This window comes from Sulfitobacter sp. M05, from assembly GCF_029285175.1.
GTDB lineage: Bacteria > Pseudomonadota > Alphaproteobacteria > Rhodobacterales > Rhodobacteraceae > Sulfitobacter.
On the sequence record NZ_JABEDH010000004.1, the window covers coordinates 204,096 to 227,016 of the forward strand.

Consider the following 22,921-nt stretch of genomic DNA (forward strand, 5'->3'; position numbering starts at 1 on the left):
CGTGGGTGCAATCGGCAGTTGGTGGTGCCTTATGCCGTCATGGTGCGGGGAGCGGCACAGGCATCAACCTTCTGTTTCGCACCCAAAGGGCGGCGCGCCCGGCTGTGCCTGCGCGCCGCTTTGGTTCAGCAGTTGCCCTTGGCCATTGCGCGCTCATAGGCGGGGCGGGCTTTCGTGGCCTCGACAAATTTCGCAAGGCCGGGAAAATCTTCGCCGCGCCCCATGCGCAGGGCAACTTCGGCGGGAAAGCTGAGCATGATGTCGGCGGCGCTGAGATCATCCATGACGAAATGACCCGAAGGGCGCAGCATCTTTTCCATATAGCTAAAGTGGTTTTCCAATTCGGCGTTGATGCGCGGTTGCAAAGGGGCACCGGCCTCTCCGAGCCGACCGACATAGAGGTTCAGCAGGATTGGCGTCATTGCCGAACCTTCGGCGAAATGCATCATTTCAAGGTGGCTGAAATAGGCGTCACTACCGGCCTCGGGGATCATATGCGGCGCGTATTTCTGGCAAAGAACCTCAACAATCGCGCCACTTTCGGTGATCAGACGGCCATCCAGTTCGATCATAGGTGATTTGCCCAATGGATGCACCGCAAGCAGTTCTGGCGGGGCCAGATTGGTGGTGGCGTCACGTTCGTATGCGACGATTTCGTAGGGTTGCCCGATCTCTTCGAGCAACCAGAATATGCGATGCGAGCGGGAGCGGTTCAGGTGATGCAGGCGGATCATAATGCGGGCTTTCCTTGGGGATTTCAGCCGTAGTCTATCGCCGGAAAGGCGAAAGGAAAGGCCACGATTGGGGGGCGGCGGCGTGACGCTGCGGCGGCCATCTTGAGGGGGCAGGGACAGGTGAGAGCGGTGCGGCGGGGATCACCTGACTTGCCAGAATCCCCAAAAACCGCCAAAATCCAACGTAGGCGAGTATTTTGACGCCAGTTTACAATTCATTTTGATTGATAAGGAATTCAGCCATGGCAGAAAAGCTTAGTGGTTCCGTTGGCAAAGGCGGAAAAAACAACGCTGCAGATGTAGCAATCGTACAGAAGCTTCTGAACCCGTTCGCCGGGGAAGTAGGTTTTGCAAAACTCAAGACAGACGGGGCCAATACCAAGAAACTGGAGGCGGCGATCAGTGAATTTCAGACCAGTGTCTGTAAATTTCGGGCTGATGGTCGGGTGGATCCGGGTAAAAACACCATCAAGAAACTAAATGCCGGTGTGTCCAAAGCGAAATCAGAGAAAAAGGCGGAGGAAAAGAAAGAGGAGAAGGCCAAGGAAGACCAGCGCCAGAAAATGAAGACCACGGTAAAAAAGCAGATGGAAGCACAGGCCAAGGCCCAGAACGTGCCGCCAACCATGTGGGAAAGTCTGTGGAGCGACATCGAGAAGAAGGCGGATAGTTTTTACGACACCTACATCGCCTCAGCGGAAAAGAAAGGCGATGCCCCCAGCAAAGTTGCGCCCAAGATTTCCGACATGTGTACCAAAGAGGTGATGACCGACGTCAAGAAAGAGCTGAAGAAGATTGACACTGGCAAAACGCTGTATCCCGGCCGCGTCGAGGGTAAGGTTTCGGGAGTTAACAAAAAGATCATCGACATTCTGACTGAGGTTTCATCGCATTACGAGGGGACAACCATCAAGGTTGTGTCGGGCCTGCGCAACAAAGCAGGACAGGCCAGTGCCATGTATAATGGCTGGGCCAAGCATCTGAATAAATACGGCAAGAACGGTGACATCTATTGGTTTGTCCGCCAGTCGAGGTATCAGGATTTATGGAAGGAACTGGATGATTTCCATGCGGCCAAGGACAAGGCCGGTTTTGTGAAATGTATGAAAGATAAGGCCCCGTGGGGGTCTGTCTCGCGACATATGACAGGGCAGGCGGTTGATATCTCGACCTCGACTGACAAGAAGATCATCAAGGCTCTTGGTATGTGTATGCGCTATCTGGCCGAGACTGACGGCAATTCCGAGGGGATTAAGTGCCACCACTTTGATGACAAGACCGGCTTAGTCTGGCCGATACCGGAAAGCGTGCGCAAGAAGTTTCCATAAATCGCAGCCATCCTGTGGTGTGTAGAACGAAAAAGGGCCAGCAAACGCTGGCCCTTTTTGTTGTAACCGTCTGCCGGCTTACTGTGGGATATCGCCTTCGATACCTTCAACGTAAAAGTTCATGCCAGCCAATGTGCCGTCATCCGCGGTGTCACCCTCTGCCAGAAACGGCGTGCCGTCCTGCTTGTTCAGCGGACCGGTAAAGGCGTGATAGGAACCGTCTGCCAGTGACGCTTTCAACGCCAGCGCTTCAGCTTTGACTTCGGCGGGCACCGCATCTGAAATCTCGCCAATGCCAACCATGCCGGCACCAATGCCGTCCCACGTGTTGCCGGTTGTCCATGTGCCATCCATAACCGCCTTGGTGCGGGCGATGTAATAGGGTGCCCAGTCATCAATGATCGAAGAAACGCGCGGCTTGGGACCGTATTGCGCCATATCAGATGCTTGACCAAAGGTGATCACGTTGCCGGCTTCCTGTGCTGCGGCCTGTGGTGCGGTGGAATCGGTGTGCTGCAAAACCACATCCGCGCCCTGTTCGATCAGAACCTTGGCTGCGTCCGCTTCTTTGGCCGGATCAAACCATGTGTAGGCCCAGACGATCTTGAACTGCACGTCCGGGTTCACCTTGCGGGCGTGGATGAACGCCGAGTTGATGCCACGGATCACCTCGGGAATCGGATAGGATCCGATATAGCCGATGATGTTGGATTCCGTCATGGAGCCCGCGATGTGGCCCTGAATGGCGCGACCTTCATAGAAACGCGCAGAATATGTCGCGACGTTTTCGGCCTGCTTATAGCCGGTTGCATGTTCGAATTTTACGTTCGGAAACTTTTTGGCGACGTTGATGGTCGGGTCCATGTACCCGAAAGAGGTGGTGAAGATCAGATCGGCACCGTCCAGCGCCATCTGCGTCATCACGCGCTCTGAATCGGGGCCTTCCGCCACGGATTCCACGTAAACGGTTTCAACCTTGTCACCGAACTCTGCTTCGACGGCCAACCGTCCTTTGTCGTGTTCATGGGTCCAGCCGCCATCGCCGATCGGACCGACATATACAAAGCCGACTTTGGTTTTATCTTCGGCCATCGCTGTGGTGGCCAGACCCAGTGCCATGGCGGCTCCGGTCAGGAGTTTGGTGAGTGTCATAGTGTTCCCCAGTTGTTTCACCCTTGGCGGGTGTTTGCAGATTGGCCTCTAGGAAGAGGCATGGAAAGTGCGGCCAAGACAGGCCGGTGCGGCCGACTTGTCGCGTGACAGGATCACCAGAACGATGATCGTGATCAGATAGGGCGACATTGCCAGATACTCTACCGGAATGGCAACGCCTGCGCCCTGAAGATTCAGCTGCAATTGGGTGATGCCGCCAAAAAGATAGGCACCCAGTAGCAGCCGCCACGGCTTCCAGCTGGCGAATACCACCAGCGCAAGGGCGATCCAGCCAACCCCGGCAGTCATCCCCTCGGTCCATTGCGGCACGCGGATCAAGCTGATGTAGGCCCCGCCGATCCCGGCGCAGGCCCCGCCGAACATAATCGCCAGCGTGCGGATGCGCACGACCTTATAGCCAAGCGCATGGGCTGCATCATGGCTTTCGCCCACCGCCCGCAGGATCAGCCCCGCGCGGGTGAATTTCAGCACCGCCCAGGTTGCCGCCACCAAGGCGATGCCAAGGTAAAGGATGATATCATGGGTAAGCAGGATCGGCCCGATCACAGGAATATCCGCCAGCGGGCCAAAGTTGATGTCATTCAGGCGCGGCGGTTTGATACCGACATAGGACTGTCCCAAGAGTGCCGACAGCCCCAGACCAAACAGCGTCAGGGCAAGGCCCGAAGCCACCTGATTGGCCAGTGTGATCTGGGTGAGAAAGGCAAATAACAGGCTGAGCAGCGCACCCCCTAAAGCTGCCGCAGCAAAGCCCAAGATGGGCGACCCGGTTTCCACGGCGGTGGCAAAACCACAGATCGCACCGGTGATCATCATTCCCTCAACGCCAAGGTTCAGGGTGCCGGATTTTTCGACCACCAGTTCGCCGATGGCGGCAAAGATCAGGGGCGTCGCCGCCACAAGAAAGCCTGCAACAAAGAGGACAGGATTGATTGCGGAAAGATCCATTACGCCACCTCTGTCCGGCCAAAGCGCAGCCGGTAATTTGTGAACATATCCAGTGCCAGAAGGAAAAACAAAAGCATCCCCTGAAACACCTGAATGGCGGCAGCGGGCAGGCCCAGCTGGCTTTGCGCGATGTCACCACCGATATAGGTCAGCGCCATCAAGAGGCCTGCCAGCAAAATGCCAATGGGATGCAAGCGGCCCAGAAAGGCAACGATGATGGCGGTGAACCCGTAGCCTACATTGAAATCAATCGTGACCTGACCGGCAGGGCCGGAGACTTCGAACATCCCTGCCAGACCGGCCAACAGCCCTGATGTCCCCAGACAGAACAACACCAGCCGCGTTGGATTCACGCCCGAGAATTTGGCGGCACGCGGGGCCTCTCCGGTTACCCGAATGGCAAAACCCAGCCGGTGCTTGCTGAGTAGAACATAGGCGAAGATCACTGCAATCATCGCGGCAACCACACCCCAATGCATACCGGAGCCTTCGATCAGGTCAGCGTTAAACGCGCTTTCATATTGTTGCAGGTTGCGTGACCCCGGAAAACCGAAGCCTTCAGGGTTTTTCAATAACCCCAAAGACATAGATGCCAGAAACTGCTCTGCTACATAAACCAGCATCAGCGACACCAGAATTTCATTGGTGCCGAACTTCACTTTCAGCAGGGCCGGGATCATCGCCCAGACCCATCCGCCAAACGCGCCGGCAAGCACCATCAGCGGAAAGATATAGTGGCCCTCGGCCGGATAAAACGCCAGCCCAACGCCTGCGCCAAACAGGGCACCCATGATGTATTGGCCTTCCGCCCCGATATTCCAGATGCCGGCCTTGAACCCCAGCGAAAGCCCGATGGCAATCAACACCAAAGGTGCGCCTTTGATCATCAGCTGCGGGCGATAGAAAAACGAAAACTCGCCAAACAACGGTTCCCAGAAAATCGTCTTGATCGCCAATAGCGGTTCTTTGCCCAGAGCCATAAACAACAGCCCGCCAAAAAACATCGTCGCAATAACCGCCAACACCGGCGTTGCCAGCGAAAATGCACGGCTCGGCTGCGGGCGCTTTTCCAAGCGTATCAAGTGCTGTCTCCCATCTTCATCTTGCCCTTAAACTCACGGCGTTCCAGATCACACATGCGCAACCTCCATCCCATGTGCGCCCCCCATCATCAATCCGATCTCTTCCACGGTCAGCCCCTGTGCGGGACGCGGCTCTGACAAGCGGCCTTCGTTCAGGGCGGCAAAACGGTCTGAAATCTCCATCAACTCATCAAGGTCCTGCGAGATCACCACCAAGGCGGTGCCGTTCTGCGCCAGATCCAGCAATGACTGACGGATTGACGCCGCCGCCGAGGCATCAACACCCCATGTCGGCTGGTTCACGACCAAGAGGTCAGGCCGCTGTAAAACCTCACGGCCAATCACGAATTTCTGCAAATTTCCGCCTGAAAGCGAGCGCGCCGCATTTGACGGGCCGGGGGTGCGGACATCAAAGGTTTCGATGATCTTTTCGGCAAAGCCACGCGCCTTGCCCCAATTCAGGATGCCGCCGCTTTCCAGCCCTTCGCGGGCGGCGGCGGTCAGCATCGCGTTCTCGGTCAGCGACATATCCGGGGCGGCAGCATGACCCAGCCGTTCCTCGGGGGCGCTCAGGATGCCCATGGCACGGCGCGGAGTTGGCCCCAACAGGCCGATATTCTGACCCTCGAAGCGGATCATGCCGGGGGTGCTGAGCATTTCTCCCGACAGCGCAGCAAGCAATTCGTCCTGCCCATTGCCCGCAACCCCGCCGATGCCCAGAACTTCGCCACGCCGGACTTCGACAGAAATGCCGCGCAGCGGCATACCAAAGGCATTGGGAGAACTTACGGACAGGTTTGCCAGTTCCAGCACCACCTCGCCGGGGGATTTTCCGGCCCGGGTTGGTGTCTGCAACAGCTTGCCAACCATCATCTCTGCCATGTCTCGGGCTGATGTTTCGGCTGGTGTGCAATGGCCTACAACCTTGCCAAGCCGCAGAATGGTCGCGCTGTCACAGAGTGCGCGGATCTCCTCAAGCTTGTGTGAGATATAGAGGATCGCGGTGCCCTCGGCGCTCAGCTTGCGCAGGGTCTTAAACAGGATTTCAACCTCTTGTGGGGTCAGTACGGATGTCGGTTCATCCATGATCAACAGCTTGGGTTGTTGCAGCAAACAGCGAATAATTTCAACGCGCTGGCGTTCCCCCGCGGAGAGGTCGCCGACCACACGATCAGGGGCCAGCGGCAGGCCGTAGGTATCGGAGACGTCGCGAATTTGCTGGCTGAGGGCACCCATCTTGGGGGCGTCTTCCATGCCCAATGCGATGTTCTCGGCCACGCTCAGCGCGTCGAACAAGGAGAAATGCTGAAACACCATCCCGACTCCAGAAGCACGCGCCGCACGCGGTTCGGAAGGGGTGAAAGGCGCGCCGAACATATGCATCGTGCCCGCGTCGGGTTTCACCAGTCCGTAAATCATTTTGACCAATGTTGATTTGCCGGCCCCGTTCTCCCCAAGCAGGGCATGGACCTCGCCGGGTGCGATGCTCAACGACACATCGTCATTGGCGATCACGCCGGGATAGGCTTTGGTCAGCCCCGAAAGGTCAAGAAGCGGCGTGTCGGTCATAAGTGGGCCTCGGGTTGGGGCAAAGCGAGCAGGTCGGCAACAACCCCTTTTGCAATCTGGTCGGGTGATTTGCCAAGGCGTTTGTCGCCAATGGGGCAGGTGATGGGCGCAGGGTCAAGCCCTGTTGCGGCCAGTCGCTTGCGAAAACGGGCCCATTTTGTTGCCGAACCGATCAGCCCGATGCTGGCTGCGCCCCGTCTGAGCAGGGCTGCGCAAAGCGCAAGGTCGATGTCATGCGCATAGGTGAATATCAGGTGATGCGCGTCTTGCGGGGCGTGGGGGGCAAGGCGCGGCATATCCGCTGTGGGCAGTGCGCTGACATGTTTCGGAACCTGCGTGGGAAAGCGGTCTGTCGCGCTGTCGATCCATTGGATGTCAAAGGCCTGTGGCGGGGCGGCGCGCACCACGGCGCGTCCCACATGGCCAGCCCCCCAAAGCCAAAGTTTTTGTGGCACCGTTGGCAGGCCAGCCAGTGGCCAGTCAACCGCCGACATTTCGTCAGTTTGGCGTGGTTCATCCGTGTATTGCAGGGTCACAACCCCGCCACAGCATTGGCCAAGATTGGGGCCCAACGGCAGGGTTTCACTGTGCCGCGTCTGTCCGTTCCCCAGCATCTTCCGGGCGGTTGCGATGGCCTGATACTCCAGCGTGCCGCCCCCGATGGTGCCGGCAATGCCCTGCGCTGTCACCTGCATTGCGGTGCCCGGATCACGCGGGACAGAACCGCGTGTTTCGGTGATTTCAACCCAAAGCGCCGTCATGCGCGGGCGCGCCCAATTGCGGCCAGCACTTCTTCGGCTGTGGCGGGCGCTTGCAAGTCACCATAGGTGCTGCCACAGGCCGAGACGGCATCCGCAAGCGCCATGAAAGCGGCGATGCCCAGCATGAACGGCGGTTCGCCCACGGCTTTGGACCGATAAATCGTTTGCGCCGGGTTTGGTTTGTCCCAAAGTGCGACGTTAAAGATATCGGGCCGGTCCGAACAGGCGGGAATTTTGTAGGTTGAAGGAGCATGTGTTTTCAACTGGCCCAGATCGTCCCAGACCAGTTCCTCGGTGGTTAGCCATCCCGCACCCTGAACATAGCCGCCTTCAATCTGGCCGATATCAAGCGCGGGGTTCAGGGATGCGCCGGCGTCGTGCAGGATGTCAGTGCGCAGAATGCGGTTTTCACCGGTCAGCGTGTCGATGACAACTTCGGTGCAGGCTGCACCATAAGCAAAATAGAAAAACGGTCGCCCCTTTCCCGCGATGCGGTCCCATTGGATATCCGGGGTCTTGTAGAACCCGGTGGCCGACAGGGAGATGCGGTTTTCATAGGCCGAGGCGGCAGCTTGGGCAAAGGTCAGTGTTTCTGCGCCAACCTTTACCATGCCATCGACAAAGGTAATGTCTTTGGTTTTGAATTTTTCGCCAAGGTGGGCCTCTATCCGTGCGCGGATTTCATCGCAGGCGTTTTGCACTGCCATGCCGTTCAGATCCGTGCCAGACGAGGCGGCTGTGGCCGAAGTATTGGGCACTTTTGCGGTATCCGTGGCAGTGATCTTGATGGCGTCAACCGGCACACCGAAACGGCTGGCCGCAACCTGGGCAATTTTCTGGAACAACCCCTGGCCCATTTCAGTGCCGCCGTGGTTCAGGTGGATCGAACCGTCCTGATAGACATGTACCAAAGCACCGGCTTGGTTCAGGTGGGTAAGGGTGAAGGAAATACCGAATTTCACCGGTGTCAGGGCAATGCCGCGTTTCAGGATCGGGTTTTCCGCGTTCCATGCCGCGATGGACCGGCGGCGCCCCTCATAATCGCAACCGGTCGCAAGTTGGTCGGTCAGGGCGTTGATGATGCAATCGGTAACGGGCTGGTTATAGGGGGTGGTTTGTAGGCCGTCGGGGGCTGAGGGCAGGGCCATCGGGTGCGGTTTGTCTGCGCCGCGGGACGCATTGTCGGCATCGGTGTTCGAGGGGGGGGCGACAGGGGCCGTGGCAGGTGTTTCGACATCCGCGATCAGATCAGCGTAGTAGTTCCTGCGGCGCACGCTCAGCGGATCAAGCGACAGATGCTGCGCGACATGATCCATGATCTTCTCAATTCCCACCACACCCTGCGGCCCGCCGAACCCACGAAAGGCGGTGGCGGATTGCATGTTGGTTTTCAGCCGGTGCGAGGTGATGCGGATGTCGGTCAAATGATAGGCATTGTCTGCGTGCAGCATGGCGCGGTCGGCAACCGGCAGCGAAAGATCCTGCGCCCAGCCGCAGCGGGTGTAATGGGTCAGGTCCAGCGCCGTGATGCGCCCGTCGGGGTCAAAGCCCACGGTATAGTCGATGCGGAAGTCATGTCGTTTGCCGGTGATGATCATGTCGTCATCGCGGTCATAGCGCATTTTGCAGGGACGTTGGGTGCGTGCTGCGGCCACAGCGCAGGCAACAGCTAGCGCGTTGCCCTGACTTTCCTTGCCGCCGAAACCGCCGCCCATGCGGCGGGTTTCCACCCGAACAGCGTGCATCGGCTTGCCAATGGCATGGGCGACCTTGTGTTGGATTTCGGTCGGGTGTTGAGTAGATGAATGCACCAGCATGTCGCCGCCTTCCAGCGGCAGAACAAGGGCGGCTTGCCCCTCAAGGTAAAAATGCTCCTGCCCGCCCATGGCGATCCGGCCACTCAGCCTATGCGTCGCAGCAGAGAGTGCGGTTTCAGTATCCCCTTTTTGATAGATGCGCGGGCCATCCTCGAACCTCGAATTGGCAGCAAGCGCATCTTCGATGGTCAGGATCGGTCTGGCCTCGGTGATGTTAACTTCAGCCAAGTTCGCGGCCCGTCGCGCCGCAAGATGCGAGGTTGCGATGACAAGGAAAACGGGCTGGCCCACATGGTGGACCGATGTCTTGGCCAACAGGGGCTCGTCGTGATTTGAAGGCGAGACATCGCAATCATGCGGCAGGTCGGTGTCGGTAAGGACGTCAATCACACCGGGCGCGTTTCTGACCGGATCAAGGTTCAGCGCTGTGATCGTGCCGGCGGCATGTGTGCTGGTGCCAAAGGCAAGGTGCAGCGTCCCCGTTGGTGTCGGGATATCATCGGTGTAGCGGGCCGTGCCGGTGACATGCAGGCGCGCGGCGTCATGCGGCAGGGGTTTGGCAATGCTCATGGCGCAACCTCCAGCACGTTTGTGGCGGTACCCTGCGCGTCGTGCAGGTAGCGCAGCAACATGTTCTGCGCAGTTTGCAGGCGATAACCGGCAGAGGCGCGCATGTCCGAAAGCGGTTGGAAGTCCTGCACCATCGCGCCCATACTTTCGCGTATGGTTGCTTCGGTAAACGCTTTGCCGATCAGAGCCGCCTCGGCTGTGCTGGCGCGTTTTGGGATACCGGCCATGCCGCCATAGGCAAGGCGCGCAGCGGCAATGGTGTCGCCGTCGCGGGTGATCGACAGGCAGGCACAGACGGCAGAGATATCCTGATCAAAGCGTTTTGACAGTTTGTAACAGCGCAGCGTGTCGGGCTGTTTCGGGAGGGTGATGGCCTCGACAAATTCACCGGGGCTGCGGTCTTGTTTGCCGTAGTCGATGAAGTAATCCTCAATCACGAGGGCGCGGCGCCTGTCGCCTTGGCGTAGGTGAAGGGTGGCCCCAAGCGCAATCAGCGCGGGCGGCCCGTCGCCTATTGGTGAACCGTTGGCGATATTGCCGCCGATGGTTGCCGCATTGCGCACTTGCACAGAGGCATAGCGGCGGATCATCGCGGCAAAGCTGGGGTGGTGCGGTGCGATGGCTGTTTCAAGGTCGCTCAACGTGGTCATGGCCCCGATGCGGATTTCGTGATCGGTTTCTGTGATCCCGCGCAGGTCGCTACATTGATTGAGGAAGGCCACCTTACCCAGATCACGGAACTGTTTGGTCACCCAAAGTCCGACATCGGTGGCCCCGGCAATCAGGGTCGCGTCAGGGTTGGCGGCGTACCATGTGGCGAGGGCGTCAGCCGAGCGGGGTTGGACCAGCGTACTGTCGAGAGGGAGTGTTTGGGCGGGCTGTGGTGCTTCAGTATTTGAAGCCAAAAAGAGGAGGTGATCGGGGACAGGTTGATCTGTGATCGCCTCTGCAGCGCGGATGATCGGGGCATAGCCGGTGCAGCGGCAAAGGTTTCCGGCCAGTTGGGTATCGTGATCGGCAGACCCGTTCAGGTGGGCCGTCGCCATGGAGACCACAAAGCCCGGGGTGCAAAAGCCACATTGGCTGCCGTGATGGTCGATCATGGCGGTTTGGGCCGGGTGCAGGGCACCATCGGGCGCGGCCAGCCCTTCCACGGTGGTGACATGTTTGCCATTCACCTGTGGCAGGAACAATATACAGCCGTTGAGCGCCCGCGATCCATCCGCATCACTGATCATCACCGTACATGCTCCGCAATCCCCTTCGTTGCAGCCTTCCTTGGTGCCGGTCAGGTGGCGTTCTTCGCGCAGCCAGTCCAGCAGGGTTATTGTCGGGGATACGTCAGTGAGAGACACGGGGTTTCCGTTCAGCGAAAACGTGATGTCCATGGGATCAACCTGCCGCGGTACAATTGGCCCAAAAGATGCGCGACGTTCGATGCGGCGTAGAACGCGGGGTGCGCAGGCGTTGTTTAGGTAAGCTAAGCGGGGCGGGTGGTCTGTTGCAAGAAAAATGATGCGGCAGGTGGCGCAGGTACTGGCAGAGGGGGGGCGCGTCCCTTAGTCTTTGGGCATGACACAGTCCCCCCGATTCATTCACCTGCGCACCCATTCGGAATACTCTTTGCTGGAAGGGGCGATGCGGCTGAAAAAGCTGCCGGATATGTGCCGTGCGGCGGGCATGCCGGCGCTGGCTTTGACCGACACCAACAATATGTTTGCCGCATTGGAGTTTTCCGTGGCGATGGCCGGCGCGGGGGTACAGCCGATTATGGGCTGTCAGGTAGATCTGGCTTATGTCACGGCGCAACCTGGCGAGCGGGAGAAAGCCCCCGCGCCGGTGGTTTTGCTGGCGCAAACCGAAGCCGGCTACGAAAACCTGATGAAACTGAACTCCTGTCTCTATGTGGACAAGGGGGGGGCTTTGCCGGCTGTGACGCTGGAGGAGCTGGAGGCGCTGTCGGGGGATCTGATTTGCCTGACGGGCGGGCCAGACGGGCCGGTGGGGCGGTTGTTGCAAAACGCGCAGCGCCCCGCGGCAGAGGCCCTGATGGCACGGTTACATGGTGCATTCGGCGATCGTCTGTATATCGAGTTGCAGCGTCACCCCGGCGAAAACGGTCAACCCGAAGCCGAGCGCCTGACCGAACGGGGACTGGTGGAAATGGCCTATGCCATGAACATCCCGTTGGTTGCCACCAATGATGTTTATTTCCCCAAACCGGATATGTACGAGGCCCATGACGCGTTGATCTGCATCGCGGAAGGGGCCTATGTGGATCAACAGGCAGACCGGCGCAGGTTGACGGCGCAGCACTATTTCAAATCCGAAGCTGAAATGGTCACCCTATTTGCGGACCTGCCAGAAGCTCTTGAGAACACGGTAGAAATCGCGCGACGCTGTGCGTTTATGACCTATCGTCGTGATCCGATCCTGCCAAAGTTCGCCGATGATGAGATTGCCGAATTGCGCCGGCAGGCCCAAGAGGGGCTGAAGGGCCGGCTGGCCATTATTCCACATGCGGCAAGTGTGGAAGAATATGAGGCGCGGTTGGAATTCGAGCTGGGCATCATCGAAGGCATGGGGTTTCCCGGCTATTTTCTGATCGTTGCGGATTTTATCAAATGGTCGAAGGATCAGAACATACCGGTCGGGCCGGGGCGGGGGTCGGGTGCGGGATCGCTTGTGGCCTATGCGCTGTTGATCACCGACCTTGATCCGCTGCGCTATTCCTTGCTGTTTGAACGTTTCCTTAATCCGGAACGTGTGTCGATGCCGGACTTCGATATCGACTTTTGCATGGATCGGCGCGAGGAGGTCATCCAGTACGTTCAGCAGAAATACGGGCGTGACCGTGTTGGGCAGATCATCACCTTTGGTGCGCTCTTGTCGAAAGCGGCGGTGCGCGACATCGGACGGGTTTTGCAGATGCCCTATGGGCAGGTGGATCGCCTGTCCAAGATGATTCCTGTTGAGGGGGTAAAACCCGTCAGCATCGAAAAGGCACTGGCGGATGAACCGCGTTTGCGCGAAGAGGCCAAGAACGAAGAAGTTGTCGCGCGGCTGTTGAATTATGGTCAGCAGGTTGAGGGATTGTTGCGCAACGCCTCGACCCACGCGGCGGGGGTGGTGATCGGTGACCGGCCATTGGACGCGCTGGTGCCGCTCTATCAGGATCCGCGTTCGGACATGCCCGCCACCCAGTTCAATATGAAGTGGGTCGAGCAGGCTGGCTTGGTGAAATTCGACTTTTTGGGCCTCAAGACCTTGACCGTGATCCAGAATGCGGTTGACCAGATCAAGGCCTCTGGCCGTCACCTACACATCGCGGCGGATGGCACGGAGTTGTTCACACCGCCCGAAGGCTTGATGGACGACATTGCGACAATCCCGCTGGATGACGAAGCGTCGTACAAACTTTATGCCAGTGCCAAGACGGTGGCCGTGTTTCAGGTTGAATCCAGCGGCATGATGGACGCGCTGAAGCGGATGAAGCCGACCTGTATCGAAGATATCGTGGCCCTTGTGGCGCTCTATCGTCCCGGGCCGATGGAGAATATTCCGACCTATTGCGAGGTCAAGAACGGCCAGCGCGAGATTGAATCGGTGCATGAGTCGATTGATTATCTTCTGGCAGAAACCCAAGGCATCATCGTTTATCAGGAACAGGTGATGCAGATCGCGCAGGTCATGGCGGGCTACAGCCTTGGCGGGGCTGATCTGTTACGCCGTGCGATGGGTAAAAAGATCGCCGAGGAAATGGCCAAGGAGCGTCCGAAATTCGAAAAAGGCGCGATGGCCAATGGTGTCGATAAGAAAAAGGCCGCGGAGGTTTTCGACCTTCTGGAAAAATTCGCCAACTACGGTTTCAACAAATCCCACGCGGCGGCATATGCTGTTGTATCTTATCAAACCGCTTGGCTGAAGGCGAACCATCCGGTTGAGTTTATGGCCGGTGTGATGAACTGCGATATTCATCTGACGGACAAGCTTTCGGTGTATTTCGAAGAGGTGCGCAAGCGGCTGGAACTGCCATGGGTGCCGCCTTGTGTGAACCGGTCGGATGCGACATTCAAGGTGGTGGATGGGGCGTTGGTCTATGCGCTGGGCGCGCTGAAAAACGTCGGCGTCGAGGCGATGAAATTGATCACCGAGGGGCGCAAAGTTGAGGGTGTGGAAAAGCCTTTTGCTACGCTGTTCGATCTGGCGCGGCGGGTTGACCTGAAACGGGTTGGCAAACGCCCCTTGGAGATGTTGGCCCGTTCAGGGGCGTTTGACCAGCTGGACAACAACCGTGCCCGCGTCTTTCGTTCGCTTGATCCATTGGTTAGTTATTCAGCGGCAATTCACGAACAGAAAGCATCCAATCAAGTCTCCCTGTTTGGGGAGGCTGGGGATGATTTGCCGGAACCGCGCATGTTGCCTTGTGATGACTGGGAGGCCGCAGAGCGGCTGACCGAGGAATTCAAAGCTGTCGGGTTTTACCTGTCTGGCCATCCACTGGACGATTACATGACACCGCTCAAGCGCAAATGGGGGCGGGATGCCGGGGTGCCGTTCCTGACGCTGGACGAGTTGACGGAGAAGGTTGCCGATCGTGGTGCGATGAACGCGCGGTTGGCCGGGATCGTGGCAGGGCGTCAGGAACGCAAATCCGCGCGCGGCAACCGTTTTGCCTTTGCGCAATTGTCCGATCCTACCGGCGGGTATGAGGTCACCTTGTTTTCTGACACGCTTGAGGCCGCGCGTGACCATCTGGAAACCGGATCAAAGGTGGTGGTCACCGTTGAGGCAACGATGGAGAGTGACCAGCTTAAGCTGTTGGGCCGTTCGGTTTCGTCAGTCGAACTGGCGGTCGAGGATGCGGGCAGCATGGGATTGCGGGTGTTTATCGACGGACCGGAGGCGATTTCTGCTGTTGCTGATGTGCTTGAGGGGGCACGTAAGGCGGCACGTTCAGCCGGGCGCGGGCCGGTGCAACTGTGCCTGCGGGATCCGGCCTTGCCCGGGGAAGTCGAGGTTGATCTGGGGTTGGAATTCCCCGTGACGCCCAAAGTCAAAAGCGCGATCCGCTCTTTAGGCGGGGTGCAGGAGGTCGAGGAAATCTAGACCGGAAACACGCCGATTTTTGATCACAAGTGGACGGCCATGGATGGATAATGTAAACAATCCGTCAACAGTGTGGGCTGTTCAAGTTGCGGGGTAATCGTGCGTAAAATTGGTGTATCACTTGGCGTTTTGTTGGTCTTGTCAGCCTGTGGCGATCCTTTGAATGGCGTCATGCGCATTTCAGATGTGGACCTTGTCGAAAGTGACCCAACCGCTCAGGCCCTTCCGAGTGATGCAGAAATTGCCCGCGAAGGGTTCTTTGGCACTGCGGCTGTGGCACCGGTCAACAGTGCGGTGCCCCCTGATCCCACGTACGCAGGCAGCGATACACCGGCGCAGCCCAAGGCGAGCGAACCGGTGGCGCAAGGCGGGGTGTTCGGCCTTTTGCGGCGCGCCATCCCGCGAAACAAACCGGCGACCGGTGGGGCGAAGCGAACCCTTTCGGCAGAAGCATTTGAGACCGCCAAGACCGCCGAAGTCCAATCCCCCGCAGGCGAGGGTGTGGCACTTGCCGCAATTGCGCCCAAGCCCGAGGTTGCCCCTGCTGCGCCAAAGACAGGTGGTTTCTTTTCCCGGCTGATCCCAGTTGCGCCCACTGAGACCGCCAAAAGTAACCTGCCGGAAGTGGATTATGGCACGGTGTTGCCCTACGGCGTGATTGCGCGCAACTGTGCCGCGAAACGCCAGCCTCTGGGGCGCAAGGTGGATAGCAATAGTGATAGCGGGTACACACTGTTTGATTCCAAACCCGGGACGGCGGGCAAACGCACGTTTTACATTACCGGTTTTGACGATGGCTGTCCCCGTCAGGTGACCGCCGCGCAGGTTTTGCTTGGTGCGCCGTCACTTTACGAACAGCTGCACTATGGCCCGGCGGGCCAGCATCTGGCCTTCGGCGAGACAGACAAGGCTTATGAAAAGGTTAAGGGAAGCGTCTGTGGCGTGCGCAAGGGAAAGCCATGTGGTGCCAAGATGAAAAAACTTGAGCGCGCAACGGTATTTGTGAACGCTTATGAGCGGCTTAACGACAATACCCGCTGGTCAGAGCAGTTGATCCACGATGGTGAAGTGGTCGCCAGCGAGATGAAATCCAACGGCTGAGAGGGGGCGGAATTTTTTGAAAATTCCGGCTGGTTTCTTTTAAAGAAACCACACCCCTTGGCCTGTATTTCGCTCAATAATGCGGCGGCCGCTCGTCCCCCATCACCACAGCACCACCGGTTGACGCCTCGCGCTCGCCCTCGCGCTGCATCAACATATGCACACGGCGGTTAAGATGGGTAATCTCTTCCTCCTGACGTGTCACGATATCGCTCAGGTCGTCAATCGCGCGGGTCAGATGGGCTATTTGTTCTTCAAGCTTTTCCATAACCGCGCCTTTAGCACGGGTTTTGTGCCACCGGAAGGGGGCAGAGGCAGGCGGGCACCTTGCCCCGCGCCGCCCCATCGGCTAGACGCGCAGCAACTCCAGATTGCCCCCAGAGGTGCCCCATGGCCAAGCAAAAAAAGTCCCCCCGCCCAAAGGCAGAGACCCCCAAAGGGTTTCGCGACTATTTTGGCGCAGAGGTCACCCATCGTACCGAAATGCTGGGCAAAATTGCGGCTGTCTATCATCGCTATGGTTTTGACGCGCTGGAAAGCTCTGGTGTGGAAACAGTGCAGGCGCTGGGCAAGTTCCTGCCTGATGTGGACCGCCCTAACGAGGGGGTTTTTGCATGGCAAGAGGACGCCGACAGCGACAAGCCCGGCGACTGGCTGGCCCTGCGCTATGATCTGACGGCCCCCTTGGCGCGGGTCTATGCGCAACACCAGAATGATTTACCGAAACCCTACCGCCGCTTTGCGATGGGGCCGGTCTGGCGCAATGAGAAGCCGGGACCGGGGCGGTTTCGCCAGTTTTATCAATGTGATGCGGATACGGTTGGCGCGTCGAGCGTGGCGGCTGATGCAGAGATTTGCGCGATGCTGGCGGATTGCCTTGAGGAAGTCGGGATCGATCGTGGCGATTACATTGTGCGGGTCAACAACCGCAAGGTGTTGAACGGCGTGATGGAGGTCGCTGGGCTGTCGGGCGTCGACAAAGAGGCCGAACGCGGCATAGTGCTGCGCGCGATTGATAAGTTGGATCGGCTGGGCGTTGATGGCGTTCGTGCGCTGTTGGGCGAAGGGCGTAAGGATGAGAGTGGTGATTTTACCAAGGGGGCTGGGCTAAACGACGCTCAGGCTGACGTCGTGATGGGCTTTATGCAAGCCAAGCGGGACAGCGGTGCCCAAACGGTGGAGCGCTTGCGTGCACTGGTTGCGGATTCCACAGTCGGCATAGAGGGCGTTGACGAGTTGGAACTGATCGCAGACTTGATGTCGGCAGCGGGTTACGGTCCTGATAGGATCGAGATTGACCCCTCGGTGGTGCGCGGCCTCGGCTACTACACTGGTCCTGTTTTCGAGGCGGAACTCACCTTCGAGATCAAAGACGAAAAGGGCCGCACCCGCAACTTCGGCTCTGTCGCAGGGGGCGGGCGCTATGACGATCTGGTCAAACGCTTCACCGGACAGGAAGTGCCCGCGACGGGGGTATCCATCGGCGTCGACCGTTTGCTGGCGGCGCTGGATGCCAAGGGACGTTTGGACAAAACGGCAGACGGCCCTGTTGTCGTCACCGTTATGGATAAGGCGCGGATGGCGGATTATCAGGCGATGGTTGCGGAGCTGCGTCAAGCAGGCATCCGCGCCGAAGTCTATCTGGGCAATCCCAAGAACTTTGGTAACCAGTTGAAATACGCGGATAAACGCGGTTCCCCCGTTGCCGTGATCGAAGGTGGCGACGAGCATGAAAAAGGCGTAATCCAGATCAAGGATTTGATCCTTGGTGCGCAGATGGCAGAGGGCGCAAGCTTGGAAGAATACAAAGAACTGCCCAGCCAATACGAAGTGCCGCGCGATCAACTGGTCGTCAAAGTGCGCGAAATCTTGGACTCGCAAAACTGATGCCAACACGTTCACAAACACTGGCCCGTGCCACAGCGCTGCGCGCGATGTTCGAAGCGCAGGGCGCCGCTTTGGTCGAGCCACCGATCCTGCAACCGGCGGATACTTTGCTGGATCTCTACGGTGAGGATATTCGCGGCCGGGCTTACGTCACTTCGGATGCCCTGCGCGGCGAACAGATGTTGCGGCCCGATTTCACCGTGCCCGTTGTGCAGATGCACATGGCCCACGGTGCGGAACCTGCACGTTATACCTACGCCGGTGAAGTATTTCGCCGCCAAGAAGACAACGCCAGCCGCGCCAACGAGTTTGTGCAGGTCGGCTATGAGGTGTTTGACCGCGAGGGGCCGGCGGCAGCAGATGCCGAGGTTTTTGCACTGATCGCCGAGGCGCTTCGCGGGTTGCCGGTAACGCCGGTGACCGGCGATATTGGTGTGCTGATGGCTGCGGTGGCGGCGCTGAAAACCACCCAAGCCCGCAAGAATGCGCTGATGCGTCACATCTGGCGGCCCAAGCGGTTTCGCCAATTGCTGGATCGTTTTGCAGGGCGCACAACGGTGCCCGCCGCCCGCGCCGCATTACTGGCCGGCAAAGTGGAAACCGACGCGCCCTCGATTGGCAAGCGCAGCGAAACAGAAATCCAGCAACGTATCGCGGTGCTGCGTGCGGATGCCAAGGCACCGCCGATTTCCGCACAGGAAGTTGATCTGATCGGCGTTTTGCTGGACCTCAAGGGCACCATGCCTGTGGCCTTGGAACAACTGCACGACCTTTGCGTGGACATGCCGCAGATTGCGCAAGCGGTCGAGCGTGTTGCCGCCCGCGAGGCTGCGTTGGCTGCGCGAGACATAGACGTGCAAACTCTGCAATTCCAAGCCAGCTTTGGCCGTGCGTCGATGGAATATTATGACGGTTTTGTGTTTGGGTTCCGTGCCAATGGTCGCCCCGATCTGCCTGCCATCGCCAGCGGCGGTCGCTATGACGCGCTGACGCGGCAATTGGGGCAGGGCGGTGAGATCCCTGCCGTGGGTGGTGTAATGCGGCCCGATTTGATGCTGGAACTGGAGGGCGCGACATGACGCTCAAACTGGGTGTGCCCTCTAAGGGGCGGCTGATGGACAAGACCTTTGAATGGTTCGGCGCGCGCGGAATCACGCTTGAGCGTACCGGATCGGAACGTGAATATGCCGGTCGCGTTGACGGGATCGACGGGGTGAACCTGATCCTGTTGTCCGCGGGTGAAATTCCGCGCGAATTGGCGGCAGGGCGTATTCACTTGGGGGTGACAGGCACGGATCTGGTTCAGGAAAAACTGGCCCTTTGGGAACAGCTGGTCGAACCGGTCGAGGCTTTGGGCTTTGGCCATGCGGATTTGATCATCGCGGTGCCGCATTGTTGGGTCGATGTTGATACACTGGACGATCTGGATGCCGCCGCAGCAGCGTTTCGTGCCACCCATGGGCACCGGATGCGGATCGCGACAAAATACCACCGGCTGGTGCGCGAGTTCCTGCAGGCCAGTGGGGTAGCGGATTATGCGTTGGTGGACAGTCAGGGCGCGACCGAGGGCACAGTGGCGAATGAAACCGCCGAGGCAATTGCCGATATCACCTCAAGTGGTGAAACCCTGCGTGCCAACCATTTGAAAGTGCTGGGCGACGCACTTGTCCTGCAATCGCAGGCCACATTATGGCGCAGCCGCACCGCAGAGCTGGAAGATGGGGATGTGCAAGTGATGGAAGCGCTATTGGCGCGGTTGGTCTAAAGCACGCCGATTTCGGCCAAGGCCTGATTAAGCTCGATGGGCAAGGCGTCTTCTTCCTCGCGCCCTTCGGGCAGGTCCATGGGGGCGTCTTCTGGCGTCAGGTAGCGCCAGCCCTGAAATGGGCGCTTTAGGCTGGATTGGGTGCGGATCAGTTCCGGTTCCAACACGATCGCGCAGCGGCGGATGCCATCACTGCCTATGACCTCGTCCAGCCGTTTGATGACCTGACGACATTGAATTGTCCCTTTGATGACCCAGTAAATTGACCCGCCATTCAGAATTTCGGCCTCGCGTTTGGGCCACATTCGTGTCACGTGGCGGGGCAAACCATCAGTGGTCTGGGCTTGCTTGCTTGCCTGCCAGTTGGTCAAGCCTTCGACACTTTCAGTGCCGACGGAAAGTTTGATCAGATTCACGGTTTTGGTCATGCCTTTCTGTTGCAGTTCCTGAACTGATTTACAAGAGGTAGAAAATCGAAAATTCGCCCATGTAGTGGTTGATCGTGCGCGGCACACAATATATTGATCTAAGCCTGAGGGCGTAAACCTGTCCCTTGCTTCGCTTTTCTTTTGCCGTTCCCGAATCCCCTGTGCGTGCCTATGCTAGAACCTCAGCCCGCCTCCCAGCTTAGAAAGACTGCCTCATGACCCGCTTTGCCGCCCCTATCGCCGAACAAATCTGGGACATGAAGTATCGCTTCAAGGCCGTTGACGGAACGCCGCATGATGCCACGGTCGAGGATACCTGGCGGCGCATCGCGCGCGATCTTGCACAGGTCGAGGACAAGCCGGATCATTGGGAAGGCAAGTTCTATGAAGCGCTGGAAGATTTCAAATATCTGCCCGCAGGCCGCATCACCGCAGGGGCGGGTACCGCACGCCGGGTAACCCTGTTCAACTGTTTCGTTATGGGCACAGTGCCGGACAGCATGGGCGGGATTTTCGACATGCTGAAAGAGGCGGCTCTGACCATGCAGCAGGGCGGCGGCATCGGCTATGATTTCAGCACAATCCGGCCCAAGGGCGCGGATGTGTTGGGGGTGTCGGCGGATGCTTCTGGCCCGCTGTCTTTCATGGATGTCTGGGACGCCATGTGCCGCACGATCATGTCCGCCGGTTCGCGTCGCGGGGCGATGATGGCCACCATGCGCTGCGACCACCCGGATGTTGAGGCCTTTATCGCTGCCAAGTCCGATCCGGCACGTTTGCGGATGTTCAACATGTCCGTGCTGATTACCGACCCGTTCATGGAAGCGGTCAAGGCGGATGGATCATGGGATCTGGTGTTTGACGGCAAGGTCTATCGCACAGTGGAGGCCCGCGTCTTGTGGGATACCATCATGCAGGCGACCTATAGCTATGCCGAACCGGGGGTGATTTTCATCGACCGGATCAACAAGGCCAACAACCTGAACTATTGCGAAACGATTGCCGCGACAAACCCTTGCGGCGAGCAGCCCCTGCCGCCCTATGGTGCCTGTTTGCTTGGGTCGATCAACATGGCGCGGATGGTTGCCAAGCCGTTTGACGCAGAGGCACATTTGGATGAGGTCGCCCTGCAAGAGCTGGTCGCGACCGCGGTACGCATGATGGACAATGTGGTGGATGTATCGAAATTCCCGCTGCCGGAACAGGAGCGCGAGGCGCAGGCCAAACGCCGCATCGGTTTGGGGGTGACTGGCCTTGCCGACGCGCTGTTGATGGTTGGCAAGCGCTATGGCTCTGATGAGGCCGCAGCCCAGACCGAAGCATGGATGAAGGCGATTGCGCGGGCAGCCTATCTGGCCTCTGTCGATCTGGCCAAGGAAAAAGGCGCATTTCCGCTGTTTGACGCTGACGCCTACCTTGCCTCGGGCACAATGGCGCAGATGGATGATGACGTGCGCGACGCGATCCGCGAACACGGCATCCGCAACGCCTTGCTGACCTCAATCGCGCCTACCGGCACGATCAGCCTTTATGCCGGCAATGTCAGCTCGGGCATCGAACCGGTCTTTGCCTATGCCTACACCCGCAAAGTTCTGCAAAAGGATGGCACCCGGACCGAGGAAGAAGTTGTCGATTACGCCGTGCAGCTCTGGCGCGAACTGAAGGGTGACGCGCCTTTGCCCGACTATTTCGTAAACGCCCAGACCCTGCCGCCACTGGAACATGTGAAAATGCAGGCCGCTGCCCAAAAATGGATTGATTCAAGCATTTCCAAGACGATCAACTGCCCCGAGGACATCAGTTTTGACAGCTTCAAAGAGGTCTATATGGAGGCATGGGACGCGGGCTGCAAAGGCTGTACCACCTATCGTCCGAACGACGTCACAGGGTCGGTTCTGTCGGTTTCTGATGACACCAAAGCGGACAAGCCGGTGCCCGTGCCGGAAGGCGGCGAGGTTGTTTATATGTCCGAACCGCTGGACCGTCCCGAGGAGTTGGAGGGCAACACCTATAAGGTAAAATGGCCTGACAGCGAACACGCGATTTATATCACCATCAACGACATCGTGCTGAACGGCCACCGCCGCCCCTTCGAGGTGTTCATCAACTCCAAGAACATGGAGCATTTTGCCTGGACCGTGGCGCTGACGCGTATGGTTTCGGCCGTGTTCCGCCGGGGTGGGGATGTGTCCTTTGTGGTGGAAGAATTGAAAGCGGTTTTTGACCCGCGCGGCGGTGCCTGGATGGGGGGGAAATATATTCCTTCCATTCTTGCGGCCATCGGCGGGGTGATCGAACAACACCTGATCGCGACCGGGTTTATCGCCGGCGAGGGGATGGGCTTGAAAACCGATCCGCAAGCCCAGGTTGTCGGTCTGGACGCACCACGCGGGCAGGCCTGCTCAAGCTGCGGTCAATACGACCTGCGCATGGTCGAAGGGTGTATGACCTGCGGATCCTGCGGGTATTCCAAATGCGGCTGATCCAAGGTTTAGGGGGTTTGTCCGACTGTGAAGTGACCCATAGGTTGCCCATTTCGTTCTAACTCGGGTCCATTATCTACACATAGGTTGTACATTAGGCGGCTTAACACCGATGTTTTCGGGGTAAAGTCGTCTCTATGTTGAGTACGGGGTTTGAGGGAGTTTT

17 protein-coding genes are annotated in these 22,921 nt (G+C 58.5%); 7 read left to right on the plus strand and 10 right to left on the minus strand.

Annotated elements, in window-relative coordinates; translation table 11 throughout:
* Positions 1-125: 125 nt before the first annotated feature.
* Entirely contained in the window at positions 126-734 is a 609-nt protein-coding gene (locus HKX44_RS16370; protein ID WP_276152439.1) for a glutathione S-transferase, read from the minus strand.
* Positions 735-976: 242 nt separating this feature from the next.
* Between HKX44_RS16370 and HKX44_RS16375 the strand changes: the two genes are divergently transcribed.
* Positions 977-2,062, plus strand: a complete 1,086-nt coding sequence (locus tag HKX44_RS16375) for a peptidoglycan-binding domain-containing protein (RefSeq protein WP_276152440.1) — start codon at positions 977-979, stop codon at positions 2,060-2,062.
* Positions 2,063-2,140: 78 nt separating this feature from the next.
* Here the strand turns inward: HKX44_RS16375 and HKX44_RS16380 are convergent, their stop codons facing one another.
* Genes HKX44_RS16380 through xdhA form a run of 7 tightly spaced genes read right to left on the minus strand, consistent with a single transcriptional unit; the run spans position 2,141 to position 11,370 of the window.
* Positions 2,141-3,214, minus strand: coding sequence for a BMP family ABC transporter substrate-binding protein (locus HKX44_RS16380; protein ID WP_276152441.1), 1,074 nt, complete (start codon positions 3,212-3,214; stop codon positions 2,141-2,143).
* A 48-nt stretch (positions 3,215-3,262) separates the two neighbouring features.
* Positions 3,263-4,183 (minus strand): ABC transporter permease, encoded by a 921-nt coding sequence (locus tag HKX44_RS16385; protein WP_276152442.1) that lies wholly within the window; start codon positions 4,181-4,183, stop codon positions 3,263-3,265.
* Positions 4,183-5,265: an ABC transporter permease gene (locus HKX44_RS16390; RefSeq protein WP_276152443.1), complete on the minus strand. Its 1,083-nt coding sequence runs from the start codon at positions 5,263-5,265 to the stop codon at positions 4,183-4,185. Before HKX44_RS16390 ends, HKX44_RS16385 begins: the two co-directional genes overlap by 1 nt.
* 48 nt (positions 5,266-5,313) lie before the next feature.
* Positions 5,314-6,834, minus strand: a complete 1,521-nt coding sequence (locus HKX44_RS16395) for an ABC transporter ATP-binding protein (RefSeq protein WP_276152444.1) — start codon at positions 6,832-6,834, stop codon at positions 5,314-5,316.
* Entirely contained in the window at positions 6,831-7,595 is a 765-nt protein-coding gene (gene xdhC, locus HKX44_RS16400) for a xanthine dehydrogenase accessory protein XdhC (RefSeq protein WP_276152445.1), read from the minus strand. Before xdhC ends, HKX44_RS16395 begins: the two co-directional genes overlap by 4 nt.
* Complete coding sequence (gene xdhB, locus HKX44_RS16405) at positions 7,592-9,982, minus strand: xanthine dehydrogenase molybdopterin binding subunit (protein WP_276152446.1); 2,391 nt, start codon at positions 9,980-9,982, stop codon at positions 7,592-7,594. The genes xdhC and xdhB overlap by 4 nt, the downstream gene beginning before the upstream one ends.
* Positions 9,979-11,370 carry a xanthine dehydrogenase small subunit gene (gene xdhA / locus HKX44_RS16410; RefSeq protein WP_276152447.1) on the minus strand — a complete coding sequence of 464 codons (1,392 nt, stop codon included), beginning with the start codon at positions 11,368-11,370 and terminating at the stop codon, positions 9,979-9,981. Before xdhA ends, xdhB begins: the two co-directional genes overlap by 4 nt.
* A gap of 184 nt (positions 11,371-11,554) precedes the next feature.
* Here xdhA and dnaE point away from each other — a divergent pair, with 184 nt between their 5' ends.
* Positions 11,555-15,091 carry a DNA polymerase III subunit alpha gene (dnaE, locus tag HKX44_RS16415; protein ID WP_276152448.1) on the plus strand — a complete coding sequence of 1,179 codons (3,537 nt, stop codon included), beginning with the start codon at positions 11,555-11,557 and terminating at the stop codon, positions 15,089-15,091.
* Between the two features lie 99 nt (positions 15,092-15,190).
* The gene (locus HKX44_RS16420) at positions 15,191-16,192 is read left to right on the plus strand and encodes a hypothetical protein (protein WP_276152449.1); all 1,002 of its coding nucleotides are present in this window, start codon (positions 15,191-15,193) and stop codon (positions 16,190-16,192) included.
* Positions 16,193-16,265: 73 nt separating this feature from the next.
* On the opposite strand, the gene HKX44_RS16425 is transcribed toward HKX44_RS16420, so the two are convergent.
* Entirely contained in the window at positions 16,266-16,460 is a 195-nt protein-coding gene (locus HKX44_RS16425) for a SlyX family protein (protein WP_276152450.1), read from the minus strand.
* Between the two features lie 122 nt (positions 16,461-16,582).
* On the opposite strand from HKX44_RS16425, the gene hisS reads away from it, so the two are divergent.
* From hisS to hisG, 3 genes are read left to right on the plus strand one after another with little or no spacing between them, the layout of a single operon-like run.
* Positions 16,583-18,079, plus strand: a complete 1,497-nt coding sequence (hisS, locus tag HKX44_RS16430; RefSeq protein ID WP_276152451.1) for a histidine--tRNA ligase — start codon at positions 16,583-16,585, stop codon at positions 18,077-18,079.
* Complete coding sequence (locus tag HKX44_RS16435; protein WP_276152452.1) at positions 18,079-19,158, plus strand: ATP phosphoribosyltransferase regulatory subunit; 1,080 nt, start codon at positions 18,079-18,081, stop codon at positions 19,156-19,158. The genes hisS and HKX44_RS16435 overlap by 1 nt, the downstream gene beginning before the upstream one ends.
* The gene (gene hisG / locus HKX44_RS16440; protein WP_276152453.1) at positions 19,155-19,844 is read left to right on the plus strand and encodes an ATP phosphoribosyltransferase; all 690 of its coding nucleotides are present in this window, start codon (positions 19,155-19,157) and stop codon (positions 19,842-19,844) included. The genes HKX44_RS16435 and hisG overlap by 4 nt, the downstream gene beginning before the upstream one ends.
* Here the strand turns inward: hisG and HKX44_RS16445 are convergent.
* A complete protein-coding gene (locus tag HKX44_RS16445; protein ID WP_276152454.1) occupies positions 19,841-20,272 on the minus strand; it encodes a DUF1489 domain-containing protein in 432 nt (143 codons plus the stop codon). The two genes, hisG and HKX44_RS16445, sit on opposite strands and share 4 nt — an antisense overlap.
* 215 nt (positions 20,273-20,487) lie before the next feature.
* Between HKX44_RS16445 and HKX44_RS16450 the strand changes: the two genes are divergently transcribed.
* Positions 20,488-22,755, plus strand: coding sequence for an adenosylcobalamin-dependent ribonucleoside-diphosphate reductase (locus HKX44_RS16450; RefSeq protein WP_276152455.1), 2,268 nt, complete (start codon positions 20,488-20,490; stop codon positions 22,753-22,755).
* Positions 22,756-22,921 lie beyond the last annotated feature (166 nt).

Coding starts and splice junctions, on each gene's coding strand:
- HKX44_RS16370 (WP_276152439.1), bottom strand. CDS start 734: ATGATCCGCCTGCATCACCTGAACCGCTCCCGCTCGCATCGCATATTC.
- HKX44_RS16375 (WP_276152440.1), top strand. CDS start 977: ATGGCAGAAAAGCTTAGTGGTTCCGTTGGCAAAGGCGGAAAAAACAAC.
- HKX44_RS16380 (WP_276152441.1), bottom strand. CDS start 3,214: ATGACACTCACCAAACTCCTGACCGGAGCCGCCATGGCACTGGGTCTG.
- HKX44_RS16385 (WP_276152442.1), bottom strand. CDS start 4,183: ATGGATCTTTCCGCAATCAATCCTGTCCTCTTTGTTGCAGGCTTTCTT.
- HKX44_RS16395 (WP_276152444.1), bottom strand. CDS start 6,834: ATGACCGACACGCCGCTTCTTGACCTTTCGGGGCTGACCAAAGCCTAT.
- xdhC (WP_276152445.1), bottom strand. CDS start 7,595: ATGACGGCGCTTTGGGTTGAAATCACCGAAACACGCGGTTCTGTCCCG.
- xdhB (WP_276152446.1), bottom strand. CDS start 9,982: ATGAGCATTGCCAAACCCCTGCCGCATGACGCCGCGCGCCTGCATGTC.
- xdhA (WP_276152447.1), bottom strand. CDS start 11,370: ATGGACATCACGTTTTCGCTGAACGGAAACCCCGTGTCTCTCACTGAC.
- dnaE (WP_276152448.1), top strand. CDS start 11,555: ATGACACAGTCCCCCCGATTCATTCACCTGCGCACCCATTCGGAATAC.
- HKX44_RS16425 (WP_276152450.1), bottom strand. CDS start 16,460: ATGGAAAAGCTTGAAGAACAAATAGCCCATCTGACCCGCGCGATTGAC.
- hisS (WP_276152451.1), top strand. CDS start 16,583: ATGGCCAAGCAAAAAAAGTCCCCCCGCCCAAAGGCAGAGACCCCCAAA.
- HKX44_RS16435 (WP_276152452.1), top strand. CDS start 18,079: ATGCCAACACGTTCACAAACACTGGCCCGTGCCACAGCGCTGCGCGCG.
- hisG (WP_276152453.1), top strand. CDS start 19,155: ATGACGCTCAAACTGGGTGTGCCCTCTAAGGGGCGGCTGATGGACAAG.
- HKX44_RS16445 (WP_276152454.1), bottom strand. CDS start 20,272: ATGACCAAAACCGTGAATCTGATCAAACTTTCCGTCGGCACTGAAAGT.
- HKX44_RS16450 (WP_276152455.1), top strand. CDS start 20,488: ATGACCCGCTTTGCCGCCCCTATCGCCGAACAAATCTGGGACATGAAG.